18 protein-coding genes are annotated in these 20556 nt (G+C 72.6%); 10 read left to right on the top strand and 8 right to left on the bottom strand.

The window, feature by feature from the left end; all coding sequences use genetic code 11:
• Window positions 1-12: 12 nt before the first annotated feature.
• Complete coding sequence (locus AB0950_RS22005) at window positions 13-627, top strand: CGNR zinc finger domain-containing protein (protein WP_360156057.1); 615 nt, start codon at window positions 13-15, stop codon at window positions 625-627.
• Between the two features lie 15 nt (window positions 628-642).
• Here AB0950_RS22005 and AB0950_RS22000 read toward each other — a convergent pair whose 3' ends face one another.
• On the bottom strand, window positions 643-2130 hold the full coding sequence (locus tag AB0950_RS22000) for an MFS transporter (protein ID WP_366779255.1): 1488 nt from the start codon (window positions 2128-2130) through the stop codon (window positions 643-645).
• A gap of 97 nt (window positions 2131-2227) precedes the next feature.
• Between AB0950_RS22000 and AB0950_RS21995 the strand changes: the two genes are divergently transcribed.
• Together AB0950_RS21995 and AB0950_RS21990 are read left to right on the top strand one after the other, a co-directional pair.
• The gene (locus tag AB0950_RS21995) at window positions 2228-3238 is read left to right on the top strand and encodes an AsnC family transcriptional regulator (protein ID WP_366779254.1); all 1011 of its coding nucleotides are present in this window, start codon (window positions 2228-2230) and stop codon (window positions 3236-3238) included.
• Between the two features lie 179 nt (window positions 3239-3417).
• A complete protein-coding gene (locus AB0950_RS21990) occupies window positions 3418-4167 on the top strand; it encodes an SDR family oxidoreductase (RefSeq protein WP_360156066.1) in 750 nt (249 codons plus the stop codon).
• Window positions 4168-4359: 192 nt separating this feature from the next.
• Here AB0950_RS21990 and AB0950_RS21985 read toward each other — a convergent pair whose 3' ends face one another.
• Window positions 4360-5205 (bottom strand): NAD(P)H-binding protein, encoded by an 846-nt coding sequence (locus tag AB0950_RS21985; protein ID WP_366779253.1) that lies wholly within the window; start codon window positions 5203-5205, stop codon window positions 4360-4362.
• A 79-nt stretch (window positions 5206-5284) separates the two neighbouring features.
• On the opposite strand from AB0950_RS21985, the gene AB0950_RS21980 reads away from it, so the two are divergent.
• The 4 genes from AB0950_RS21980 to AB0950_RS21965 all read left to right on the top strand — a co-directional run bounded on the left by AB0950_RS21980 (window position 5285) and on the right by AB0950_RS21965 (window position 7925).
• Window positions 5285-5887, top strand: coding sequence for a TetR/AcrR family transcriptional regulator (locus tag AB0950_RS21980; protein ID WP_366779252.1), 603 nt, complete (start codon window positions 5285-5287; stop codon window positions 5885-5887).
• A gap of 86 nt (window positions 5888-5973) precedes the next feature.
• Window positions 5974-6366 (top strand): DUF2267 domain-containing protein, encoded by a 393-nt coding sequence (locus AB0950_RS21975; RefSeq protein ID WP_360156075.1) that lies wholly within the window; start codon window positions 5974-5976, stop codon window positions 6364-6366.
• Window positions 6367-6434: 68 nt separating this feature from the next.
• Entirely contained in the window at window positions 6435-7040 is a 606-nt protein-coding gene (locus tag AB0950_RS21970; RefSeq protein ID WP_360156078.1) for a YdeI/OmpD-associated family protein, read from the top strand.
• Between the two features lie 408 nt (window positions 7041-7448).
• Window positions 7449-7925, top strand: a complete 477-nt coding sequence (locus AB0950_RS21965) for a GreA/GreB family elongation factor (protein ID WP_360156081.1) — start codon at window positions 7449-7451, stop codon at window positions 7923-7925.
• Between the two features lie 11 nt (window positions 7926-7936).
• Here AB0950_RS21965 and AB0950_RS21960 read toward each other — a convergent pair whose 3' ends face one another.
• The gene (locus tag AB0950_RS21960; RefSeq protein WP_360156084.1) at window positions 7937-10441 is read right to left on the bottom strand and encodes an ATP-dependent Clp protease ATP-binding subunit; all 2505 of its coding nucleotides are present in this window, start codon (window positions 10439-10441) and stop codon (window positions 7937-7939) included.
• Window positions 10442-10674: 233 nt separating this feature from the next.
• Here AB0950_RS21960 and AB0950_RS21955 point away from each other — a divergent pair, with 233 nt between their 5' ends.
• Window positions 10675-11601: a LysR family transcriptional regulator gene (locus tag AB0950_RS21955; protein WP_360156087.1), complete on the top strand. Its 927-nt coding sequence runs from the start codon at window positions 10675-10677 to the stop codon at window positions 11599-11601.
• Window positions 11602-11619: 18 nt separating this feature from the next.
• On the opposite strand, the gene fdhD is transcribed toward AB0950_RS21955, so the two are convergent.
• The 5 genes from fdhD to AB0950_RS21930 form a co-directional block, all read right to left on the bottom strand.
• Window positions 11620-12456 (bottom strand): formate dehydrogenase accessory sulfurtransferase FdhD, encoded by an 837-nt coding sequence (gene fdhD / locus AB0950_RS21950; RefSeq protein WP_360156090.1) that lies wholly within the window; start codon window positions 12454-12456, stop codon window positions 11620-11622.
• A gap of 32 nt (window positions 12457-12488) precedes the next feature.
• The gene (locus AB0950_RS21945; protein ID WP_366779251.1) at window positions 12489-14789 is read right to left on the bottom strand and encodes an FdhF/YdeP family oxidoreductase; all 2301 of its coding nucleotides are present in this window, start codon (window positions 14787-14789) and stop codon (window positions 12489-12491) included.
• Window positions 14790-14912: 123 nt separating this feature from the next.
• Window positions 14913-15272 carry an NUDIX domain-containing protein gene (locus AB0950_RS21940; RefSeq protein ID WP_360572920.1) on the bottom strand — a complete coding sequence of 120 codons (360 nt, stop codon included), beginning with the start codon at window positions 15270-15272 and terminating at the stop codon, window positions 14913-14915.
• Window positions 15273-15392: 120 nt separating this feature from the next.
• On the bottom strand, window positions 15393-16286 hold the full coding sequence (locus tag AB0950_RS21935) for a diacylglycerol kinase family protein (RefSeq protein ID WP_360572922.1): 894 nt from the start codon (window positions 16284-16286) through the stop codon (window positions 15393-15395).
• A 90-nt stretch (window positions 16287-16376) separates the two neighbouring features.
• Window positions 16377-17969, bottom strand: a complete 1593-nt coding sequence (locus AB0950_RS21930) for an FAD-binding oxidoreductase (protein ID WP_366779250.1) — start codon at window positions 17967-17969, stop codon at window positions 16377-16379.
• A gap of 120 nt (window positions 17970-18089) precedes the next feature.
• Between AB0950_RS21930 and AB0950_RS21925 the strand changes: the two genes are divergently transcribed.
• Entirely contained in the window at window positions 18090-18689 is a 600-nt protein-coding gene (locus AB0950_RS21925) for a TetR/AcrR family transcriptional regulator (protein ID WP_360156105.1), read from the top strand.
• Entirely contained in the window at window positions 18686-20269 is a 1584-nt protein-coding gene (locus tag AB0950_RS21920; protein ID WP_366779249.1) for a glycerol-3-phosphate dehydrogenase/oxidase, read from the top strand. The genes AB0950_RS21925 and AB0950_RS21920 overlap by 4 nt, the downstream gene beginning before the upstream one ends.
• Window positions 20270-20556: the final 287 nt, after the last annotated feature.

The following is a 20556-nucleotide window of genomic DNA, read 5'->3' as shown; positions in this document are numbered from 1 at the left end:
AAACTCCACAATATGCGTTACAGTGCGCGGGTGTCCCCCAGCAACGACGCCGACTGGTCCACCCGGCACTCCGTGCTGACCATGGCCCGCCGCACCGCCGCCCTGGTCAACGCCCTCGCCGAAGAGCGCCCGGATCCGGGCCGGGTGGCGGAAGTGCTCCGCGCGTACGGCGAGACGGGCGCCGTGGACCTGACCCCTGGGGAGGTCACGGAGATGCGCGAGGCAGCAACGCGGCTGCGGGAAGTCTTCGCCGCGGAGGACACCGACGAGGCCGCCGTCGCCCTCAACCGCCTGCTGGGCGCGCACACCGGGCCGCTCCGCCTCACCTCGCACGGCGGCGGAACGCCCTGGCATCCCCATCTCGACCGCGATGACGACGCCCCTTGGGGCGAGTGGTTCCTCGCCTCGTCCTGCCTGGCCCTGACCGTCCTCGTCTGGGACCGCCAGCTGCCACCGGGCAGGACCTGTGCGTCCGCCGCCTGCCGGAACGTCTTCATCACCCAGGGCCCCGGCCCGGAACGCCGGTACTGCTCACGGCGCTGCGCGACCCGGGAACGCGTCGCGGCCCACCGGCGGGCCCGCGCCGGCTCGGACGGGGTGTCCTCGCACCAGCTCTCGAAGCCCTGATCGGGTGACGGCCCTTCAGCTCCGAAGCCGTCGCCTGACCATGGCATCGGAAACGGGAGGCTGATCCCCGCTCGTGGGCGATGGGCGCCGCCGCGGGAGCATCAGGGCCGTGGTCACTGCGGTGGCCAGGATGAGCGCGGCGGCGAGGCAGAAGGCGTTGCGGGCGCCGGTGAGCGCGGCGGCGGCCGGGGTGGGCTCGCCGGGCGTGGCGGCATGGAAGAAGACGCTGCCGAGCAGGGCGACGCCGAGCGTGCCGCCGAGTTGCTGCACCGCGTTGAGCAGGCCGGCGGCGGAGCCCGTCTCGTGCGGGCGGACGCGGTGCAGAGCGGTGGTGAAGAACGGCACGGCGTACAGGCCCTGACCGATCCCGGCCACGGCCAGCGCGGGCAGCACCAGCCAGGGGTAGGAGGCGGGCGGGCTCGTGGCGTACACGGCGGCGGCCGATACGACTCCGGCGAGCAGGGCCAGCAGGCCGACGCTCATGAGTCGGGCTCCGTAGCGGGGTACGAGCCAGGCGCCGGCGCCCCAGGACGACAGCGCCATCGCGGCGGACCAGGGCAGCAGCGTGAAGCCGGCCGAGAGCACGTCGCGGTGCAGGCCCAGCTGCATCTGCAGCACGGCCACCAGCATCAGACCGCCCACCACCGCGAAGAACAGCACACTGGACACCAGCGCGGCAGTGAAGCCGCGGTCGGCGAACAGGCCGGGCTCGATGAGCGGGCTACGGCCGCCGCGGGCCCGGGACCGTTGATGTGCGGCGAAGCCCGCCAGCACCGCGCCGCCGGCGGCGAGCATGGCCCAGCACCAGCCCGGCCGGCCATGGGCGCCGCCCTGGATGAGCGGATAGACCAGCAGGCTGCTGCCCAGGACCGCCACCACCGTGCCGACGTGGTCCAGCCGCGGCAGGCGCGCGGCACGGTCCTCGCGCAGCAGCGGTGTGGCCGCCAGCACGGCGGCGCCGAGGGGAACGTTGACGAGGAAGACCGCGCGCCAGGAGGAACCCAGCACATCCGCCTGGGTCAGCGCGCCGCCGACCACCGGGCCGGTTACCGCGGCAAGCCCCATGACCGGGCCGATGGTGCCCATGGCCCGCGCCAGTTCGGGGCCGGCGAACATGGCACGGATCATGCCGATGGTCTGCGGGATGATCAGCGCTGCCGCCGAGCCCTGCACCGCCCGGAGCGCGATCAGCGCCGCCGTGGTCGGTGCGAGCGCGCACCCCAGTGAGGCGAGGACGAATCCGGCCATGCCGAGGCGGAACACCCGCCGTCGGCCGACGATGTCACCCAGTCGCCCGCCGGTGATCAGGAAGACGGCGAACGGCAAGGTATAGGCGGCACTGAACCACTGGATGCTGGAGGAAGGGCCGCCCAGACCGGCACGGATCACGGGGGCGGCGACGGTCATGATGGTGGCGTCGAGAAGGTTCATGGCCTCGGCGACCAGCAGCACGGCGAGCGCGGCCCAGCGCCGCCGCGGAGGCGGGGTGGTGGAGTACGACATGCGCCCGACAGTGCGCGCCGGCACCGGGCCGCCTCCACTGTGGACGCCTGAATCGCTGAATCATTCCATGGGAATGTCTCTGGTGCATGATTTCCACATGCTGGACGACATCGACCGTGGTCTCCTCCACGCCCTGCGCATCGACGGGCGGGCCCCGTTCAGCGCGATCGCCGACGTCCTCGGCGTCTCGGCGCAGACGATCTCCCGCCGCTACCGGCGGCTGTGCGCAGACGCCGCGCTGCGGGTGGTCGGCCTGACCGAGCCCCAGCGCAGCGACCGCACCCAGTGGCTGCTACGGCTGACCGCGGGCCCGCGCGCCGCCCAGGACCTTGCCGACGCGCTGGCCCGCCGCGCCGACACCTCCTGGGTCAAACTCGCCTCGGGCGGCACCGAGATCGTCGCGATCGTGCACACCTCCACCAGCGACGGGCCCGCCGGGCACGCGCTGCTGTTGCACGACATCCCGCGCACGGCCGGCATCACCGCCGTCTCCGCGCATTGCGTCCTGCACACCTACCTCGGTGGCCCCACCGCCTGGTCCGGCCATCAACAGGCCCTCGACGCCGCGCAGCAACGCCGCCTGCGCACCGCCGTAGCCGAGGCATCCTCTGTCACCGACGCCCCTGGGATACGGAAAGCCCCCACCGATGCCGATTCCGACCTGCTCGCCGCCCTCCAGCGCGACGGCCGGGCGAGCCTGAGCGGCCTTGCCGCAGCCACCGGCTGGTCACCCGCCACCGTCGCACGCCGACTGGAGCAACTGCGGGCCGACGGACGGCTCTTCTTCGACGTCGAACTCGACTCCACCCTGCTGGGCGTCACCACGCAGGCGCTCCTGTGGATGTCCGTCGCCCCCGCCCACCTCGACCAGGTCGCCCGCACCCTGGCCCGGCACCCCGAGCTGGCCTACGTGGCCGCCGTCACCGGCCCCCACAATCTCACCGCCCACGCCCTGTGCTCCGACCCGGCGGCGCTGCACCGCTACCTCACCGAACGCCTGGGCACCCTGAAGGCCATCCACACGCTGGAAACCGCACCCGTGCTTCGCACACTCAAGATGGCCGGCCCCCTCCCGCCGGCCGGCAAACCGCCCACGCGCCGCCGCTAGTTCCTAAAAGATGCCGCGCGGCCGCGGCGTGGAGGTCATGGGCAGCTCGCCCGCGACTCTGATCGTCGCCGCGCTGCAGACGGCCGCCCACGGCCGACCCACCCCCGGCCGCTCCCGCCCCGCAGGTCGACGTCCGTTCGCCGCCAGTGTTCCGTGCGCCTGGCCGCTGAGATGGAGGCATGACTTCACACACGACGCTTGACGGTAAGAAGGTCCTGGTCACCGGTGGCAGCCGGGGCATCGGGGCGGCGGCGGCACTGCGTCTGGCGCGGGAAGGCGCGGATGTCGCGGTGACGTATGTGCAGGGGAAGGAGGCGGCGGAGGACGTGGTGCGGGCCGTCGAGGCCCTGGGGCGGCGGGCGGTGGCCCTGCGCGCCGACGCCGGGGACGCGGAGGAGGCGGCGGGCGCGGTGGGCCGTGCGGCCGAGGCGCTCGGGGGCCTGGACGTCCTGGTGAACAACGCGGCCGTGGGGCTGATGCGCCCGCTGGAGAGCCTGTCGCTCGCCGACGTGGACCGGCTGATCGCGGTGAACATCCGCGGCATGTTCCTGGCCGCCCAGGCCGCTGCCGCACTCATGGCATCAGGCGGGCGGATCATCACCGTCGGGAGCTGTACGACCCATCACACGCCGGGTCCCGGCAGCACCCTGTACGCGATGAGCAAGTCGGCCGTCGTCGGACTGACGAAGGCGCTGGCACGCGAGTTGGGCGGGCGAGGGATCACGGCGAACGTCGTGCATCCGGGGCCGACCGACACGGACATGAACCCGGTGGACGGTCCCTTCGCCGACGCCCAGGCGGCCATGACCGCCCTCGGCCGCTTCGGCACGGCCGAGGAGGTGGCGTCCGCCGTGGCCTATCTGGCGGGACCCGACGCCGTGTATGTGACGGGCGCCGAACTCGCGGTGGACGGCGGGTACGCGGCATGAGGGAGCGGGGCGCGCCGTGCACTCGGACGGTGCGCCCCCTGGCCGAGTGAAGATCCGCTGGTTCGGTCGGCGTATGTCGAGACGGCGTGCGCTCAGTGACCAGATGCCGGGGCGCATGCAGGGATCCGCCCGGGTGGATGACGGCCGGCGATGCCCGGGCACGCGCGGGCCCGCGTGCCCGGGCAAGACCCGCTAGCGGAACGCCGGAAGGTTGCGGGCGACCCAGTCGGCGAAGGGGCCGGCCGGGCGGCCGAGGACGGTGTCCACGGCGGGGCTGACCCGCTGTTCGGCCGGGAGCGGGGCGCCGAGGACGTCGAGCGTGCCGGCGGCGACCTGCTCCGGCATGAACCGTGCCATGCGGGCCTGGGCGTCGGCGCGGGACAGTTCCACGAAGGTCACGTCCTCGCCCAGGGCCTCGGAGATGGCCGCGGCCTGCCGGCGTGGGCTGATCGGTTCCGGGCCGGTCAGCTCGTACACACGGCCGGCGTGGCCGTCCTCGCGCAGGGCGGCCGCGGCGACCGCGGCGATGTCCGCCGGGTCGATGACGGGCAGCGCCACGTCGCCGAACGGCGCGAAGACCGTGCGCTCGGCGCGGACCGTCTCCGCCCATGCGAAGGCGTTGGAGGCGAACCCGGAGGGCCGCAGGACGGTGAAGTCCCGTCCCCAGGCGCGCACGGCGGCCTCGAACTCCCGCAGACGGGCGTGCGAGGGCGCATCGGGGCGGGTGGCGCTGATCTGTGAGGACACGAGGACGATCCGCTCGACCCCGGCCTGTGCCGCCGCGTCCAGCAGGGTGGTCGGGCTCTCGCCCCGGTGGTTGAGTTCTCCGCCGAGCATGAGGAACAACGCTCGGGCGCCTTCGAGGGCGGGGCGCAGGCTCGCGGCCTCCCCGACGTCGGCCCGGGACCATCGGACACCGGCCGGAGTGCCGGCGGTCCGCGGCTGCCGGGACACTGCCACGACCTCCTCGCCCGCCGCGGCCAGCAGGTCGACCAGCGTCCGGCCGATGTTGCCCGTGGCGCCCGTCACCGTGATCATCGCTTCCCCCTTGTTAGTTAGTCAACTTACTAACAAGACCGTAGCACGTCGCCACCGGCGGCTGTCTATAGTCAGTTGGGTGACCAACTCAGTGAATCGGCGCGCCCAGGCGTCACAGAAGCGCCGGCGGCTCACGGCCGCTGCGGCGCGGGTTCTGCACGAGCAGGGAGTCGAACGCACCACCCTCGCCGACATCGCCCGCGACGCCGACGTCCCCGTCGGGAACGTCTACTACTACTTCAAGACCAAGGACGAACTGGTCCGGGCCGCGCTGTCCGAGCACAGCGCGCACCTGGACGAACTCACCGGTCACCTCGAGCAGTTGGACGATCCGCGGGACCGGCTGAAGGCACTGGTCGAAGCCTGGGTCGACCAGCGCGACGTCGCCGCACGCCACGGCTGCCCCACCGGCACCCTGGCCGTCGAACTCGACAAGCGCGCCGACGGTGTCCTCGACGCCGAGGCGGGCGCGGTGATCCGGCAGCTGCTGGACTGGGCCGGACGCCAGTTCCGCGAGCTGGGCGCCCCGGACCCGGACGGTCTGGCCCTCACCCTCGTCTGCGCCTACCAGGGCATGTCACTCCTGGCCAACGCGCTGCGCGACCCGGACGTCATGACCCGCGAAGGAGCCCGCCTCCTGCGCTGGCTCGACTCCCTCGGGACCGTCGACGCACACCGCTGACCCGCCCGCCTGAGGACGACATGAGCCGTGCATCGCCCGGCGGGCTGGGTACTGGGAGCGGGAGGCCCGACACGGAGGTGGCGGTCATGAGGTACGACGAGTTCCTCGCCCGTGTGCGCGAGCGCGGTGAGTACCACAGCCAGGCGGAGGCGGCCGAGGTCACGGAGGCCGTCCTGAGCGTGCTGGCGGAGCGGATCAGTCCCGGGGAGATCGACGACCTCGCCTCCCAGCTGCCCGGACCGCTGGGTCCCGGCCTGGCCGAGGCGAAGCATGAGCGGGCGGAGAGCTTCGGCATCGAGGAGTTCCACCGGCGGATCGCCGAGCGGACCGGAGGCAGGCCGCGTACGGCCCAGTGGGACTCGGGCGCGGTCCTGAGCACGGTCGCCGACAGCATCAGCGGAGGCGAACTGAACCAGGTCATCAGCCAGCTCCCGTCCAGCTACGCAGCCCTGTTCGGCAAGCCGGAGCTGGCCGACTGAAACGCCGCCTCGCTCAGCGTTCGGCCCCCTGATTGACCGCGCCACGGGGGTGGGTTTTGATGTGGCGCATGCCGAGTGACGCGCGGACGGGTGGAGCAGCGAGCGGGGCCGATCCGATCCTTGCCTTCCCCACGCGGGAGGCGTGGGAGAAGTGGCTGGAGGAGCACCACGCCGACGTACGGGGTGTGTGGCTGAAGATCCCGAAGAAGGACTCCGGGATCGACGGTGTCGACTACCCCGGAGCGCTGGAGTCGGCGCTGTGTTTCGGCTGGATCGACGGGCAGAAGAAGAAGCTGGACGAGCGGCACTGGCTGCAGCGCTTCACCCCGCGCCGGCCGGGCAGCAAATGGTCGCGGGTGAACCGGCAGAAGGCCACCGAGCTCATGGAACAGGGCCGGATGCGGCCCGCCGGCCTGCGGGAAGTGGAGAAGGCCAAGGCGGACGGCCGCTGGGAGGCGGCGTACGAGTCGCAGAGCACGGCGACGGTTCCCGAGGACCTGCGCGCCGCCCTGGACGCCGTGCCGCAGGCGCGGGACTTCTTCGCCACCCTGGACAGCCGCAACCGGTACGCGATCCTCTACCGGATCCAGGACGCCAAGAGGCCGCAGACCCGGACGGCTCGCATCGAGAAGTTCGTCGCGATGCTCGCCGCGCGGCAGAAGCTGTATCCCTGACTGGGCCACGGCGCCGGGACTCGCCGGACGACGGCCTCGCTGACATGGCGCCATCGTGCTGGTGCGTCAGGCGGTGTCAGTGTCGTGTCGGCCCGTTCCGGCAGCGGGTCCGGCTCCCGCCTCGGTAACAGGCACACTCAGCACTGAGGGCGTTTGCCGTGATTGGCGGCGTGGTTGCGGCGGGACTTCTTCTTCCGGCGTCGCTTCGAGGACATGGAAACCTCCTGGACGGAGAGGCAGAGGAGTACGGGGAACAACTGGAAACACCGTATATCCGGATGTGGCGAGCCTCCACCGCAGCGTCCACCCGCCCGCAGGCGTCAGGGAGCACGACCGCGGACCCCCGTTGGTACGATGCGAAAAATGCCCGTCTCATCAAGATTCCTCCCCTGAATCAGAGGAGCCGGAATGACCGGTGACCCGCAGCCGATCAGCGCCGCTGCCCGCAGCGCGCTGGAGCAAGAGCTGGCCGACCTGCACGACGAACGCCGGCTCGTCGCAGGAACCCTGCGGGACCGGACGGACGTGGGCGACCAGGCGGACCAGGCCGAGCAGTTGCAGCGCGCCACTCAGCTGGAGCGGCTGGACCGCCGTATCGAGGCCATCACCGATCGGCTGCGCCAGGCGGACGTCGCCGGGCCCGCCCCCACGGACGTGGTCGGCGTGGGCAGCACGGTCACCGTCCGTTTCCCGGACGGCTCGGTGGAGACGGTCCAGATCGGCGAGATCGCCGAGGCCATGGACCAGACCCTGGTCACCTCCGGCAGCCCGCTGGGCCGCGCCCTGCTCGGACACCGCCCCGGTGACTCGGTCAGCTTCGACACACCGGACGGCCCGTCGAGCGCGGTCGTGGTGGCGATCGGGGAGCAGGGCCAGGACGGATGAACGGCGAGGGATCAGCCCTCCTCGGGGGAGCCGTCGTTCCGGTGGACCCTGCAGTGCAGTGTGTCGTGTTCGACGTCGGCGACGATGGTGTCGCCGGGCTCCGCCTCGCCGCTGAGCAGCAGCGTGGCGATCCGGTTGTCGAGTTCCGCCTGGATCGTGCGGCGCAGCGGACGGGCGCCGAACTCCGGCTGGTGGCCGTGGGCGATGAGCAGCTTCTTGGCCGCCTCGGTCACCTCCAGTCGCATCCCCTGGGCGTGGACGCGGCGTTTGCTCTGGTCGAGCAGATGGTCCACGATCTTCCCGAGGTCCTCCTCGGTCAGGCCATGGAAGATGATGATGTCGTCGATCCGGTTGAGGAACTCCGGCAGGAACCTGGTGCGCAGGTCCTCCATCAGCACGTCCTTCAGCTCCGACACATCACCCTTGTGGTCCAGGATCCGGTGCGCGCCGATGTTGGACGTCATGATGATCACGCAGTGCCGGAAGTCGACGGTGCGGCCCTGCGCGTCGGTCAGCCGGCCGTCGTCCAGGATCTGCAGCAGGGTGTTGAACACATCCGGATGCGCCTTCTCCACCTCGTCGAACAGCACGACGCTGTACGGCTGGCGGCGCACCTTCTCCGTCAGCTGGCCGGCCTCCTCGTATCCCACGTAACCGGGAGGGGCGCCGACGAGCCGGGCGACGGTGTGCTTCTCCTGGAACTCGCTCATGTCGAAGCGGACCATGCGGTCCTCCTCGCCGAACAGCAGCTCGGCGAGGGTCTTGGCGAGTTCGGTCTTGCCGACGCCGGTCGGGCCGAGGAAGAGGAAGGAGCCCACCGGCCGGTTCGGGTCGCCCATGCCGGCCCGGTTGCGCCGTACCGCCTGCGACACCGCGGTGACGGCCTCGTCCTGGCCGACGATCCGGGCGTGCATCTCCTCCTCTAGCCTGAGCAGCTTCTCCTTCTCGCTAGCCGTGAGCTGGGAGACCGGGATCTTGGTGCGGCGGGAGACGACGTCGGCGATGTCCGCCGCCGTCACCGACACCACTCCCTCCCGGCGTTCCTCGATGCCCGCGAGTTCGCCCTCCACCTCGGCGATCTGCCGCTTCAGCTCCGACGCCTTCTCGAAGTCCTCGACGGAGACGGCCTGTTCGAGTTCGCGGCGGAGTTGCGCGATCCGGTCCTCGCGGCTGACCACCTCCGTGGACCGGCCCGCGCTGCGCAGCCGTACCCGCGCACCGGCCTGGTCCAGCACGTCGATCGCCTTGTCGGGCAGGAACCGGTCGGTGATGTAGCGGTCGGAGAGCTCCGCCGCCGCCACCAACGCGGCGTCGTCGAAGCGGACTTGATGGTGCGCCTCGTAGGAGTCGCGCAGGCCCTCCAGGATCTGCACCGTCTCCTCCACCGTCGGCTCCGGCACCATCACCGGCTGGAACCTGCGCTCCAGCGCCGCGTCCTTCTCCACGTACTTGCGGTACTCGTCGATCGTGGTGGCGCCCACGACGTGCAGTTCACCGCGGGCGAGGGCGGGCTTGAGCATGTTGCCCGCGTCCATCGACCCCTCCCCCGTCGCGCCGGCGCCGACCACGGTGTGCAACTCGTCGATGAACAGGATGATCCGGCCCTGGGCCGCCTGGACGTCCTCGATGACCTTCTTCAGCCGCTCCTCGAACTGCCCCCGGTACTGCGCTCCCGCGACCATCCCGGACAGGTCCAGAGCCACGACCCTCTTGTCCTTGAGGGTGTCGGGGACCTCCCCGGCCACGATCCGCTGCGCCAGGCCCTCCACGATCGCCGTCTTGCCGACGCCCGGCTCGCCGATCAGCACCGGGTTGTTCTTCGAGCGCCGGGAGAGGATCTCGACGGTCTGCTCGATCTCCTCGCTCCGTCCCACCACCGGGTCCAGCTTCCCCGCCCTGGCCTCCTCCGTCAGGTCCCGGCCGTACTCGTCCAGCGTCGTCGCCGGCGTCTTCTTCCGTTCGGCGGGAGTGCCGTTGCCGCGGGCGGCCTGGTCGGTCAGGTCCGACAGTTTCCGTGTGTCGCTGCCCTCGGCGCGCAGCAGCTTGGCGGCGCCCGTGTCACTGTCACCGAGCAGGGCGCCGAGGATGTGCTCGGGGCCGATGTACGACACACCGGCCGCCTGCGACCGGGCGAACGCGGCCTGGAGGGTGCGCTTGGCCGCGGGGGTGAGGCCCGGTTGCGAGGAGGGCTCGCCGGACTCCCGGGGGAGGATCTCGGCGATCTCGTCCGCGAGCCGGTCGGGGTCGACGCCCACCTGCGCAAGCAGCCGCCGGGAGGGTTCGACCTTGGCGGACGCCCACAGCAGGTGTTCGGTGTCCAGGTCGGAGGTGCCGTCCTCGACGGCCCGCCGCGCGGCCAGACTGAGCAGTTCCTGCGCGGACTCCGTCAGCAGCCTGCCGATGGGCACCCGCTGCACCGCCGGAGGAGACGACGCCGGTGACATCCCGAAGAACCGGTTGAACAATTCGCTGAAGGGATCCGACGAACCGAACGGTGCACCGAACGACATCGACATGACAGCTCCTGGGCGCGAGGGGAGGCCGGTGATCCGCGGGGATCGTTGTTCCGGGGTCCGTAATCACTGAACCCCGGCGGCCACGGCACCGCAAACGCAGGACACGAGTCGCCGTCACGGTGCCGCCGTGTTACGGCGGGACGCGGACGGGCGGATGGGCGGTCGGGCGGACCGACAGTCGGGCTCACGGCCCGGAATTGGCGTTGCGGGAGGCCGTCGGGTAGACCCGTGCCGTGCTCTTTCGCCAGCTGGAATACCTCGTCGCCCTCTCCCGCGAGCGGCACTTCGCCCGTGCCGCCCAGGCCTGCTACGTCTCGCAGCCCGCCCTGTCGGAGGCGCTGCGCAAACTGGAGGAGGAACTCGACGTACCGCTGGTACGGCGCGGCCGCAAGTTCGAGGGCCTCACCCCCGAGGGGGAGCGCATCGTCGTGTGGGCGCAGCGGATCCTCGCCGACCGCGACGCCCTCAAGGACGAGGTGGACGTCCTGCGCAGCGGCCTGAGCGGCCGGATGCGGATCGGTACGGTGCCGACCGCGTCCGGTGCCGTGGCCCAGCTGACCGGCCCGTTCTGCGCGGCGCATCCGCTGGTCACGGTGGAGGTCACGGCGGACATGCAGTCCGTGGACATCCTGCGGCAGCTGCAGAACTTCGAGCTGGATGCCGGGGTCACCTATCTGCGTGAGGACGTGGCGGAGGGCTTCCACACGGTGCCGCTGTACCAGGAGCGGTACGTCCTGCTGCTGACGGCCGCCGACGGGCTGGCCCGGCGTACGACCGCGACCTGGGCGGAGGCGTCGCGGCTGCCGCTGTGCATGCTGACCCCGGCGATGCAGGGCCGCCGCGTCCTGGACGAGTTCTTCGCGCAGGCCGGGACGCAGCCCTCGCCGCGGCTGGAGACGGACTCCGTGGCCGCGCTGTTCGCCCATGTGCGCACGGGGCGGTGGGCGGCCGTCGTACCGCATGCCTGGCTGCATGTCTTCGGTGTCCCGCACGGCATGCGGACCGTGCCGCTGGTCGAGCCCGAGGCGTCGGTCCCCGTGGGTCTGGTGATCGCCGCCCGGGAGCCGGGGTCGGTGATGGCGAGGGCGCTGACGGACATCGCCCGCACCACGGACGTGGCCTCCGCCCTGGAGCGCGTGCCCGGCGATCCGGGGCGCTAGCGGGCGAGGGGCACGCCGTCAGCCCACCGGCTGCGGCTGCAGCCGCTCCTCGCCGGCGTACACGTTCATCGACGTGCCCCGCAGGAAGCCGACCAGGGTCAGCCCGCTCTCGGCGGCCAGGTCCACGGCCAGCGAGGAGGGGGCCGAGACGGCGGCCAGCAGCGGGATCCCGGCGAGCACGGCCTTCTGCACCAGCTCGAAGGAGGCACGACCGCTGACCATCAGCACCGTGCCGCGCAGCGGCAGCAGACCCGACCGCAGGGCGTGACCGACGACCTTGTCGACGGCGTTGTGCCGGCCCACGTCCTCCCGCAGGCACAGCAGCTCGCCGTCGGCCGTGAACAGGCCGGCCGCGTGCAGGCCTCCGGTGCTGTCGAAGACCTTCTGTGCCGCGCGGAGCCGCTCGGGCAGACGGGCCAGCAGCTCCGGGCCCACCCTCAGCGGGTCCTCGGCCACGGACCATGTGGACGCCATGCGCACCGCGTCCAGGCTCGCCTTGCCGCACAGGCCGCAGGAGGAGGTGGTGTAGAAGTTGCGCTCCAGTGACGCGGTGGGCAGGGCCACGCCGGGGGCCAGGGCGACGTCCACCACGTTGTAGGTGTTGCCGCCGTCCGCCGTGGCGCCGGCGCAGTAGCGGATCGCGGTGATGTCGTCGGCGGTGTGGACGACGCCCTCGCCGGCGAGGAACCCGGCCGCGAGGTCGAAGTCGTCGCCGGGGGTGCGCATGGTCACGGTGAGGGGATGCCCGCCGACCCGTATCTCCATCGGTTCCTCGGCGGCCAGGGTGTCCGGCCGGCCCGCGGGCACTCCGTCGCGGATCCGCAGCACCCTCCGGCGCACCGTCACTCGTCCCATGGTCCTGCTCCTGTCCGCCCTGTGCTGGTGTCTCAGCCGGCCCGGCCGGCGGCCCGCGCGGGCTCCAGACGGATCAACACGCCCTTGGAGGTGGGGGTGTTGCTGATGTCCGCGACGCTGTCCAGCGGTACCAGGACGTTGGTCTCGGGGTAGTAGGCGGCCGCCGAGCCGCGGCTCGCGGGGTAGGCGACGACCCGGAAGTCCTCCGCCCGGCGTTCCAGCCCGTCGTGCCAGACGGCGACCAGGTCCACCCGGTCGCGGTCGGCGAACCCGAGGGCGGCCAGGTCGTCGGGGTTGACGAGCACGACCCGGCGGGCGTTGTGGATGCCGCGGTAGCGGTCGTCCATCGCGTACGGGACGGTGTTCCACTGGTCGTGGGAGCGCAGGGTCTGCAGCAGCAGATGGCCCTCGGGGATGTGCGGCATCGTGAACTCGTTGACGGTGAAGACGGCCTTGCCGCTCGGGGTGCGGAAGACACGCCGGTTGACCGGGTTGGGCAGCCGGAAGCCGCCGGGCCTGGACACCCGGGCGTTGAAGTCCTCGAAGCCCGGTACGACGCGGGAGATGCGGTCGCGGACGGCGCCGTAGTCCGCCTCGAACTCCTCCCAGGGGATGTCCGGTGTCTCCCCGAGGGTCCGGCGGGCCAGCCGGCCGATGATGGCGACCTCGCTGAGCAGGTGCGGGGAGGCCGGCTCCAGGCGTCCGCGGGAGGCGTGCACCTCGCTCATGGAGTCCTCGACGGTGACGAACTGCTCGCCGGACGCCTGGATGTCGCGGTCGCTGCGGCCGAGGGTGGGCAGGATGAGGGCGATGTCACCGCAGACCGTGTGGGAGCGGTTGAGCTTGGTGGAGATGTGCGCGGTGAGCCGGCACCGCCGCATCGCCTCCTCGGTGACATGGCTGTCGGGGGTGGCCCGGACGAAGTTGCCGGCGACGCCGAGGAACACCTTCGCCGTGCCGTCGCGCATGGCCCGGATGCCGTCGACCGAGTCCAGTCCATGCCGCGCGGGCGGGGTGAAGCCGAACTCGCGGCCCAGGGCGTCGAGGAAGCTCTGGGGCATGCGCTCCCAGATGCCCATGGTGCGGTCGCCCTGGACGTTGCTGTGGCCGCGCACCGGGCACACGCCTGCGCCCGGCCTGCCGATGTTGCCGCGCAGCAGCAGGAAGTTGACGACTTCGCGGATGGTGGGGACTCCGTGCTTGTGCTGGGTGAGGCCCATGGCCCAGCACACGATGACCTTCCTGCTCTCCAGCACCCGGTCGTGGACGCGTTCGATCTCCTCGCGGGTCAGCCCGGTCGCGGCGAGGATGTCTTCCCAGGGGACCTTCCGGGCGTGGTCGGCGAACTCGGTGAAGCCGGTGGTGTGGGCGGCGACGAAGGCGTGGTCGAGCACGGTGCCCGGGCGCTCGTCCTCCGCCTCCAGCAGCAGCCGGTTGAGGGCCTGGAAGAGGGCGAGGTCGCCGCCGGGGCGGATCTGCAGGAACTGGTCGGCTATCGCGGTGCCCCGGCCGAGCACTCCGCGTGCCTTCTGCGGGTGCTTGAAGCGGATGAGCCCGGCCTCCGGCAGCGGGTTCACGGCGACGACCTTGCCGCCGTTGCGCTTGGTCTCCTCCAGCGCGGTGAGCATGCGCGGATGGTTGGTGCCCGGGTTCTGTCCGACGACGAAGACGAGGTCGGCGGTGTGGATGTCGTCGAGCGAGACGCTGCCCTTGCCGATGCCGAGCGTCTCCATCAGCGCGGAACCGCTGGACTCGTGGCACATGTTGGAGCAGTCCGGCAGGTTGTTGGTGCCGTAGGCGCGGGCGAAGAGCTGCAGCAGGAAGGCGGCCTCGTTGTTCAGCCGGCCGGAGGTGTAGAAGAGGGCCTCGTCCGGGGAGTCGAGGCGGCGGAGCTCTCCGGCGAGCACGTCGAACGCCTCGTCCCAGCCGATGGGTTCGTAGTGGTCGGCGCCGGACCGCTTGATCATGGGCTCGGTCAGCCGGCCCTGCTGGTTGAGCCAGTAGTCCGACTTCGCGCCGAGTTCGGCGATCGAGTACCGGCGGAAGAACTCGGCCGTCACCCGTCGCGAGGTGGCCTCGTCGCTGATGTGCTTGGCGCCGTTCTCGCAGTATTCGTTGCGGTGCCGCTTGTCCGGTGCCGGCTCGGGCCAGGCGCATCCCGGGCAGTCGAATCCCTTGGTCTGGTTGATGTTCAGCAGGGTCAGTGCGGTCCGTCGTACGGTCGTCTGCCCCAGCGAGTACTCCAGCGCGTGCGTCACCGCCGGGACACCGGTCGCCCAGCGCTTGGGCGGGGTGACGGTCAGATCGTCGTCAGGGTCCTCGATACCGCTCATGTTCCGGTGCGCCTCTTTCTCCGGTGGCCACTGCGGGGCAGCATCCGTCCCATTCCCAGGGCACGTCAAAGCGGCTTTTTCGATGAGGCGATAGGCGTCGGTTATCAGGTGGGCGCGGCCTGCTCACACGGGCGTGTGTCCCTGCAGGTACTCGTGTACGACCGCCGGGAGTGTCACGCCGGCGGTCTCGGGTATCGGCGCCCAGCGCACCCGGTCCGGCGCGAGGCTCGCTCCGTCCGACGGGGTCTCGCTCAGCAACTGGCACACCACCGCCGACACACCGTCTTCCGGGGTCAGCGGCTCGGTGCCGTCGACGAGGTACCCGGTGAGTTCGTAGACGACGCGTGCCGCGGTGGCCGCGGGCGACTCGGCGGGCTGGGGCGTACCGGACGGCAGTGCCCAGCCGCCGTCCTCCACGAGCAGCAGCCGTCCGTCGTACAGCACGACCGCCTGCACCGCGCCCGCGGCGGGTTCCAGCGTCATGACCGACCAACCCCTCCCCCGGCGCACTCGGCCGGGTGCCCCTCCCCTACCCACGGCCGGCCGGTCCTGCACCGACGCGGTGTCACTTCCCGGGACCGGGTGCCTCGTCGGTCCGTTGGCTCATGGGGCTGGTCGGTACAGCATCGGCAGGTCCGCGGGCCGTACCCGGACCGTGACCGGCAGGGTGGCGTCGACCTCGCCGTCGGCGCCGTAGGGCACGGGTCTGTTCGCCTCGATGCGCAGTTCCCTGCCGCGCAGCACGCGCACCTCGGGGCGGTGCACATGGCCGCCGGTCTTCAGCTCGTTCATGAGGGCGAAGAACAGCCTGCGCGGTGCCTCGCGGATCATCACCACGTCCAGCAGGCCGTCGTCGACCCGCGCGTCGGGGGCGATGAGCCGGCCGGAGCCGTAGTAGGGGGAGTTGGCGGCGACCACGGTGTAGCCGCGGTGGGTGTGTTCCTCGCCGTCGACGGTGACGCGGTAGTCGGCCGGCCGCCAGGTGGTGACGGCCCGCAGGCCGCCCGCGTAGTAGGAGGCGGAGCCGCGCAGCAGCCGGGCGTGGTTGGCGTACCGGTTGGCCACGGCGTCCACGCCGGCGTAGACGCTGCCCAGGACCACGGTGCGCGGGCGCCCGGCCGACTCCACCTCTATGGTGTCGACCGGCCGGGGCTCGGCGTGCAGCAGGATGCCGGCGAGCGCGGCGGGGTCGGCGGGCAGGTTCAGGGCGCGGGCGAAGTCGTTGCCGCGTCCGGCGGGCACCAGGCCGAGGACGGTTCCGGTGCCGCTGAGCGCGCCGCCGATGCCGCCGGCCATGCCGTCGCCGCCGACGGCCAACACGGTCCGGCCGCGCTCACCGGCGCGGCGGGCGATGTCCTGGGCGTGCGCGAGGCTGTGGCTGTACTCCGTCTCCAGCCCGGCTCCGGCCTCGCGCAGCAGCCGGGCCAGGTGCAGCAGGGTCGCCGCCCCGGTGGAGCCGCCCGCGGTGGGGTTGACGACGGCGGTGAACTGGCGCATCGGGGTGCCTCCGAAGCAGGCGGATCGGATGGGTCGGCCGGGGCCCGGTGGGTCGGCGTACGGGGGTGGTGTCGGTCGTACGGCGCGGGGTCAGTCGGTGGGGAGCAGGACGCCGGGGTTGAGCAGGCCCTCGGGGTCCAGGCGGCGCTTGACGGCGCGCAGCGCCGAGATGCCGAGCGGTCCGGCCTCGCGAACGTACCAGTCGCGGTGGTCGGTGCCGACTCCGTGGTGGTGGGAGATGGTGCCGCCGGCCGCGAGCACGGCCTCGTTGGCCGCGTGCTTGGCGGGCGTCCAGTGGGCCACCGGGTCCTCGCCCTGGGCGCTGACGACCGTGAAGTACAGCGAGGCGCCGTTCTCGTACACGTGGGAGATGTGGCACATCACCAGGGGCGGCGTGCCGGCCTTGGTGAGGGTGTCGGTGAGGGCCGTGCGCACGGCCCTGTACAGCTCGGGGATGCGGGACCAGAAGGCGGCGGTCTCCAGGGTTTCCGCGAAGGCGCCGACGTCGAGCAGGGCGTCGCGCAGGTACGGCGCCGAGTAGCGGCCGTGGGCCCAGCGTTCGCCCGGCTCGGCGCCGAGGAGGGTGCCGCCGCAGGCGGTGAGGACGGCGGCCGCCTGTGCCCGGCGCTGCGCGGTGTCCTCGGGTGTGCCCTCGTAGCCGGTGATGGCCAGGCAGCCGGAGCCGCGCTGGGACAGGTCGCCGCCGATGGCGTCGGGTTGGGTGAGGCCGATGAGGGTCTCCGTCTCGTCCGACAGGCGTAGCACGGTCGGCCGGGGGCCGTCCTGGGCGAGCTTGCGCAGCGCGGCGGCGCCCTCGTCGAAGGAGGCGAAACGCCAGCCCTCGTAGATCCGTGTCCGCGGCAGCGGGCGGATCCGTACGGTGACGGAGGTGATCACGCCGAAGGCGCCCTCTGAACCGAGGATGAGCTGGCGCAGGTCGGGGCCGGCGGCGGAACGCGGGGCGCGGCCGGTCTCGAGGGTGCCCTCGGGGGTGGCGAGGGTCAGGCCGAGGACCATCTCGTCGAAGCGGCCGTATCCGGCGGACGCCTGGCCGCTGGAACGGGCGGCGGCGAAGCCGCCGATGGTGGCCCACTCGAAGGACTGCGGGAAGTGGCCGAGGGTGAAGCCGTGTCCGGCGAGGAGCGCCTCGGCCTCGGGGGCGCGCAGGCCGGGCTGGAGTACGGCGGTGCGCGAGACGGGGTCCAGGTCGAGCAGGCCGTTCATGCGGCCCAGGTCCAGGGCGACGAACGCGCTGCGCTGGGGGGCGAGTCCGCCGACGACCGAGGTGCCGCCGCCGAAGGGGACGACGGCGAGGCCGTGCGCGGCGCAGGCGCGCAGGACGGCGAGGACCTCGTCGTGGGAGCCCGGCAGGACCACGGCCTGCGGCACGTCGGAGAAGTCCCCGGTGCGGATGCGCAGCAGGTCGGGGGTGGACTTGCCGCGGGTGTGGCGGACGCGGCTCTCGGTGTCGGTGCGGACGTGGTCCTCGCCGCCCACGGCTTCGGCGAGCGCCGCGAGAGCGGCGGGGCCGGCCGCGGGGGCGGGCAGGCCGATGTCCTCGAGGGAGAGGTCGGGGGTGCTGCGGGGCTTGACGCCGAGCAGGTCGCGCAGCAGTCCGGTCACCGCCTCGGGCAGGGGCGCCGCCTTGGCCGGGTCGCCCCAGCCGTTCCACAGCATGTCCATTGAAGGGTCGTCCTCACAGGTCGGTGTGCTCGGTGGTGCTCGGTTCGCGCGACGGCCGGCGGCCGGGTCCGGGCCGACGGTGTCAGCTCCGCCCCGCCCCGGGGCGTTACACTGTGACACATGACGCCTATTCGTCACAACGGTTCGGACAACGATCACGTGCTCGACGCGGTGCGCGACTGTGTGCTGGCCGTCGGGGTCCGCCGCACCACCCTCGCCGACGTGGCCCGCCGCGCCGGCGTCTCACGGATGACCCTGTACCGGCGCTGGCCGGATCTGCGAACCCTGGTCGGCGATCTGATGACCCGTGAGTGGATCGAGGTGGCCACCCGGGCGATCCCCGAGCCCACGGCCGGCACGGACACCCGGACCCGGATCGTGGACGGACTGGTGGCGGGCGTCGAGGCCTTCCGGGCGCACCCGCTGTTCCGCAAGATCGTCGACGTCGATCCCGAGCTGTTGCTGCCCTACGTGCTCGACCGGCGCGGAGCCAGCCAGGAGGCGCTGCTGGCACTGCTGGCCGACGGGCTGCGCGACGGCCACGCCGACGGCTCCGTGCGCCCCGGGCATGTCGAACGGCAGGCCCGCGCGCTGCTGTTGACCGTGCAGTCCTTCACCCTGTCCCTGCGCACGATGACCGACGAGGACGATCCGGAGCTGGACTCCGCCGCCTTCCTCGGCGAGTTGCGGACCCTTCTGGAGAGGACCCTCACGCCATGAGCCATACCAGGGCCGACGCCGGCTCGTCCCTCAGCGCGCACCGCCGCCGCCGGGAACTCGCCGAGGCCGCCGACGGCAGGGTGGCCGACGTCCTGGTCGTCGGGCTCGGCGCCACCGGGGCCGGGGTCGCGCTGGACGCGGCGGCCCGCGGTCTCGACGTCGTCGCGGTGGACGCCCACGACCTCGCCTTCGGCACCTCCCGCTGGAGCTCGAAGCTCATCCACGGCGGGCTGCGCTATCTGGCCTCCGCGCAGTTCGACGTCGCGCACGAGAGCGCCGTCGAGCGCGGCGTGCTGATGACCCGGACCGCGCCGCACCTGGTCGCCGCCCAGCCCTTCGTCCTGCCGCTCACCCCGCTCGTGTCCAGGGCCCAGGCCTCGCTGGCGTGGGCCGGTTTCCGGGCCGGTGACATGCTGCGGCTGGCCGCCCGGACCCCGCGCCAGGTCCTGCCCGCCCCGCGCCGGCTGTCCGCGACGGAGGCCCGGCACCTGGCGCCCTCGGTACGCACGGCCGGGCTGCGCGGCGGACTGCTGTCCTGGGACGGCAAGGTGACCGACGACGCCCGGCTGGTCACCGCTCTGGCCCGCACGGCCGCCGCGCGCGGGGCGCGGGTGCTCACCCGGGTCAGGGTGCTGGAGCTGACCGGCACCGGCGCCCGGATCCGGGAGGAACTCACCGGCGAGGAGGGCGAGATCAGGGCCCGCGCGGTCATCAACGCGACCGGGGTGTGGGCCGGCGACCTCGTCGAGGGCATCCGGATCCGGCCCTCCCGCGGCACCCACCTGGTCCTGCGCTCGGAACGGCTCGGCACCCTGCCGGCCGGCCTGCACATCCCCGTCCCCGGCGAGACCAACCGCTTCGTCCTGGTCCTGCCCCAGGGCGACGGCCGGGTGTACGTCGGCCTCACCGACGAGCCCGTCGAGGGCGGCATCCCGGACGTGCCGGACGTCCCCGAGAGCGACATCGGCTTCCTGCTCGACGTGCTCGGCTCGGTCCTGGACACACCGGTGGCCCGCGACGAGGTCGTCGGCGCCTTCGCCGGACTGCGCCCCCTGCTGGACGCCTCCGGCCACGACGGCTCCGGCGGGGCGATCGCCCGCACCTCCGACATCTCCCGCCGGCACGCGGTGCTGACGTCCCCCGACGGCATCACGACGATCGTCGGCGGCAAGCTCACCACCTACCGGCGGATGGCCCAGGACGCCGTGGACGCCGCGACCGCCGCCCGCGGCCTGCCGGCCGCGCCCTCCCCCACCGCCGCGCTGCCGCTGGTCGGCGCCGCGGCCCCCGCCCGGCTGCGCACCCTGTCCGCGCCCCGGCGCCTGGTGCGCCGCTACGGCACCGAGGCCGAGGCCGTCCACGCGCTCGCCACCGAGGACTCCGCCCTGGCCCGGCCCGTGCTGCCCGGCCACCCGGTGACCCGCGCCGAACTGCTGTGGGCCGTCCGGCACGAGGGCGCCCTGGACGAGTCGGACCTCCTGGACCGCCGTACCCGCATCGGCTTGGTCCCCGAGGACCGCGCCGAGGCGCTCCCCACGGCGCGGGAGCTGCTGTCGGAGGCGACGGCCGTGCGGCCCTGAGGCGGGGGCGGGCGGGGCGGCGAGGGCGTCACGGCAGGCGGCGGATGTCGCCGCGGGGGTGTCACAGTAGGCGGCGGAGGCGACGGCCGTGCGGCCCTGAGCTCGGGACGGGTGGGGCGACCCCCGGTGTCATAGCCAGGCGGCGGATGTCGCCGCGGGGGTGTCACAGCAGGCGGCGGAGGGAAGGTGGTCCGACCCTGAGCCCAGGGGGGATGGGGCGACTCGAGGCGTCACAGCAGGCGGCCGAGGCGACGGCCGTCCGACCCTGAGCCAGGGCCGATAGGGCG

It is taken from the genome of Streptomyces sp. NPDC007189, from assembly GCF_040703635.1.
Taxonomy (GTDB): Bacteria; Actinomycetota; Actinomycetes; order Streptomycetales; family Streptomycetaceae; genus Streptomyces.
This window is presented reverse-complemented; position numbering and strand designations above follow the sequence as displayed.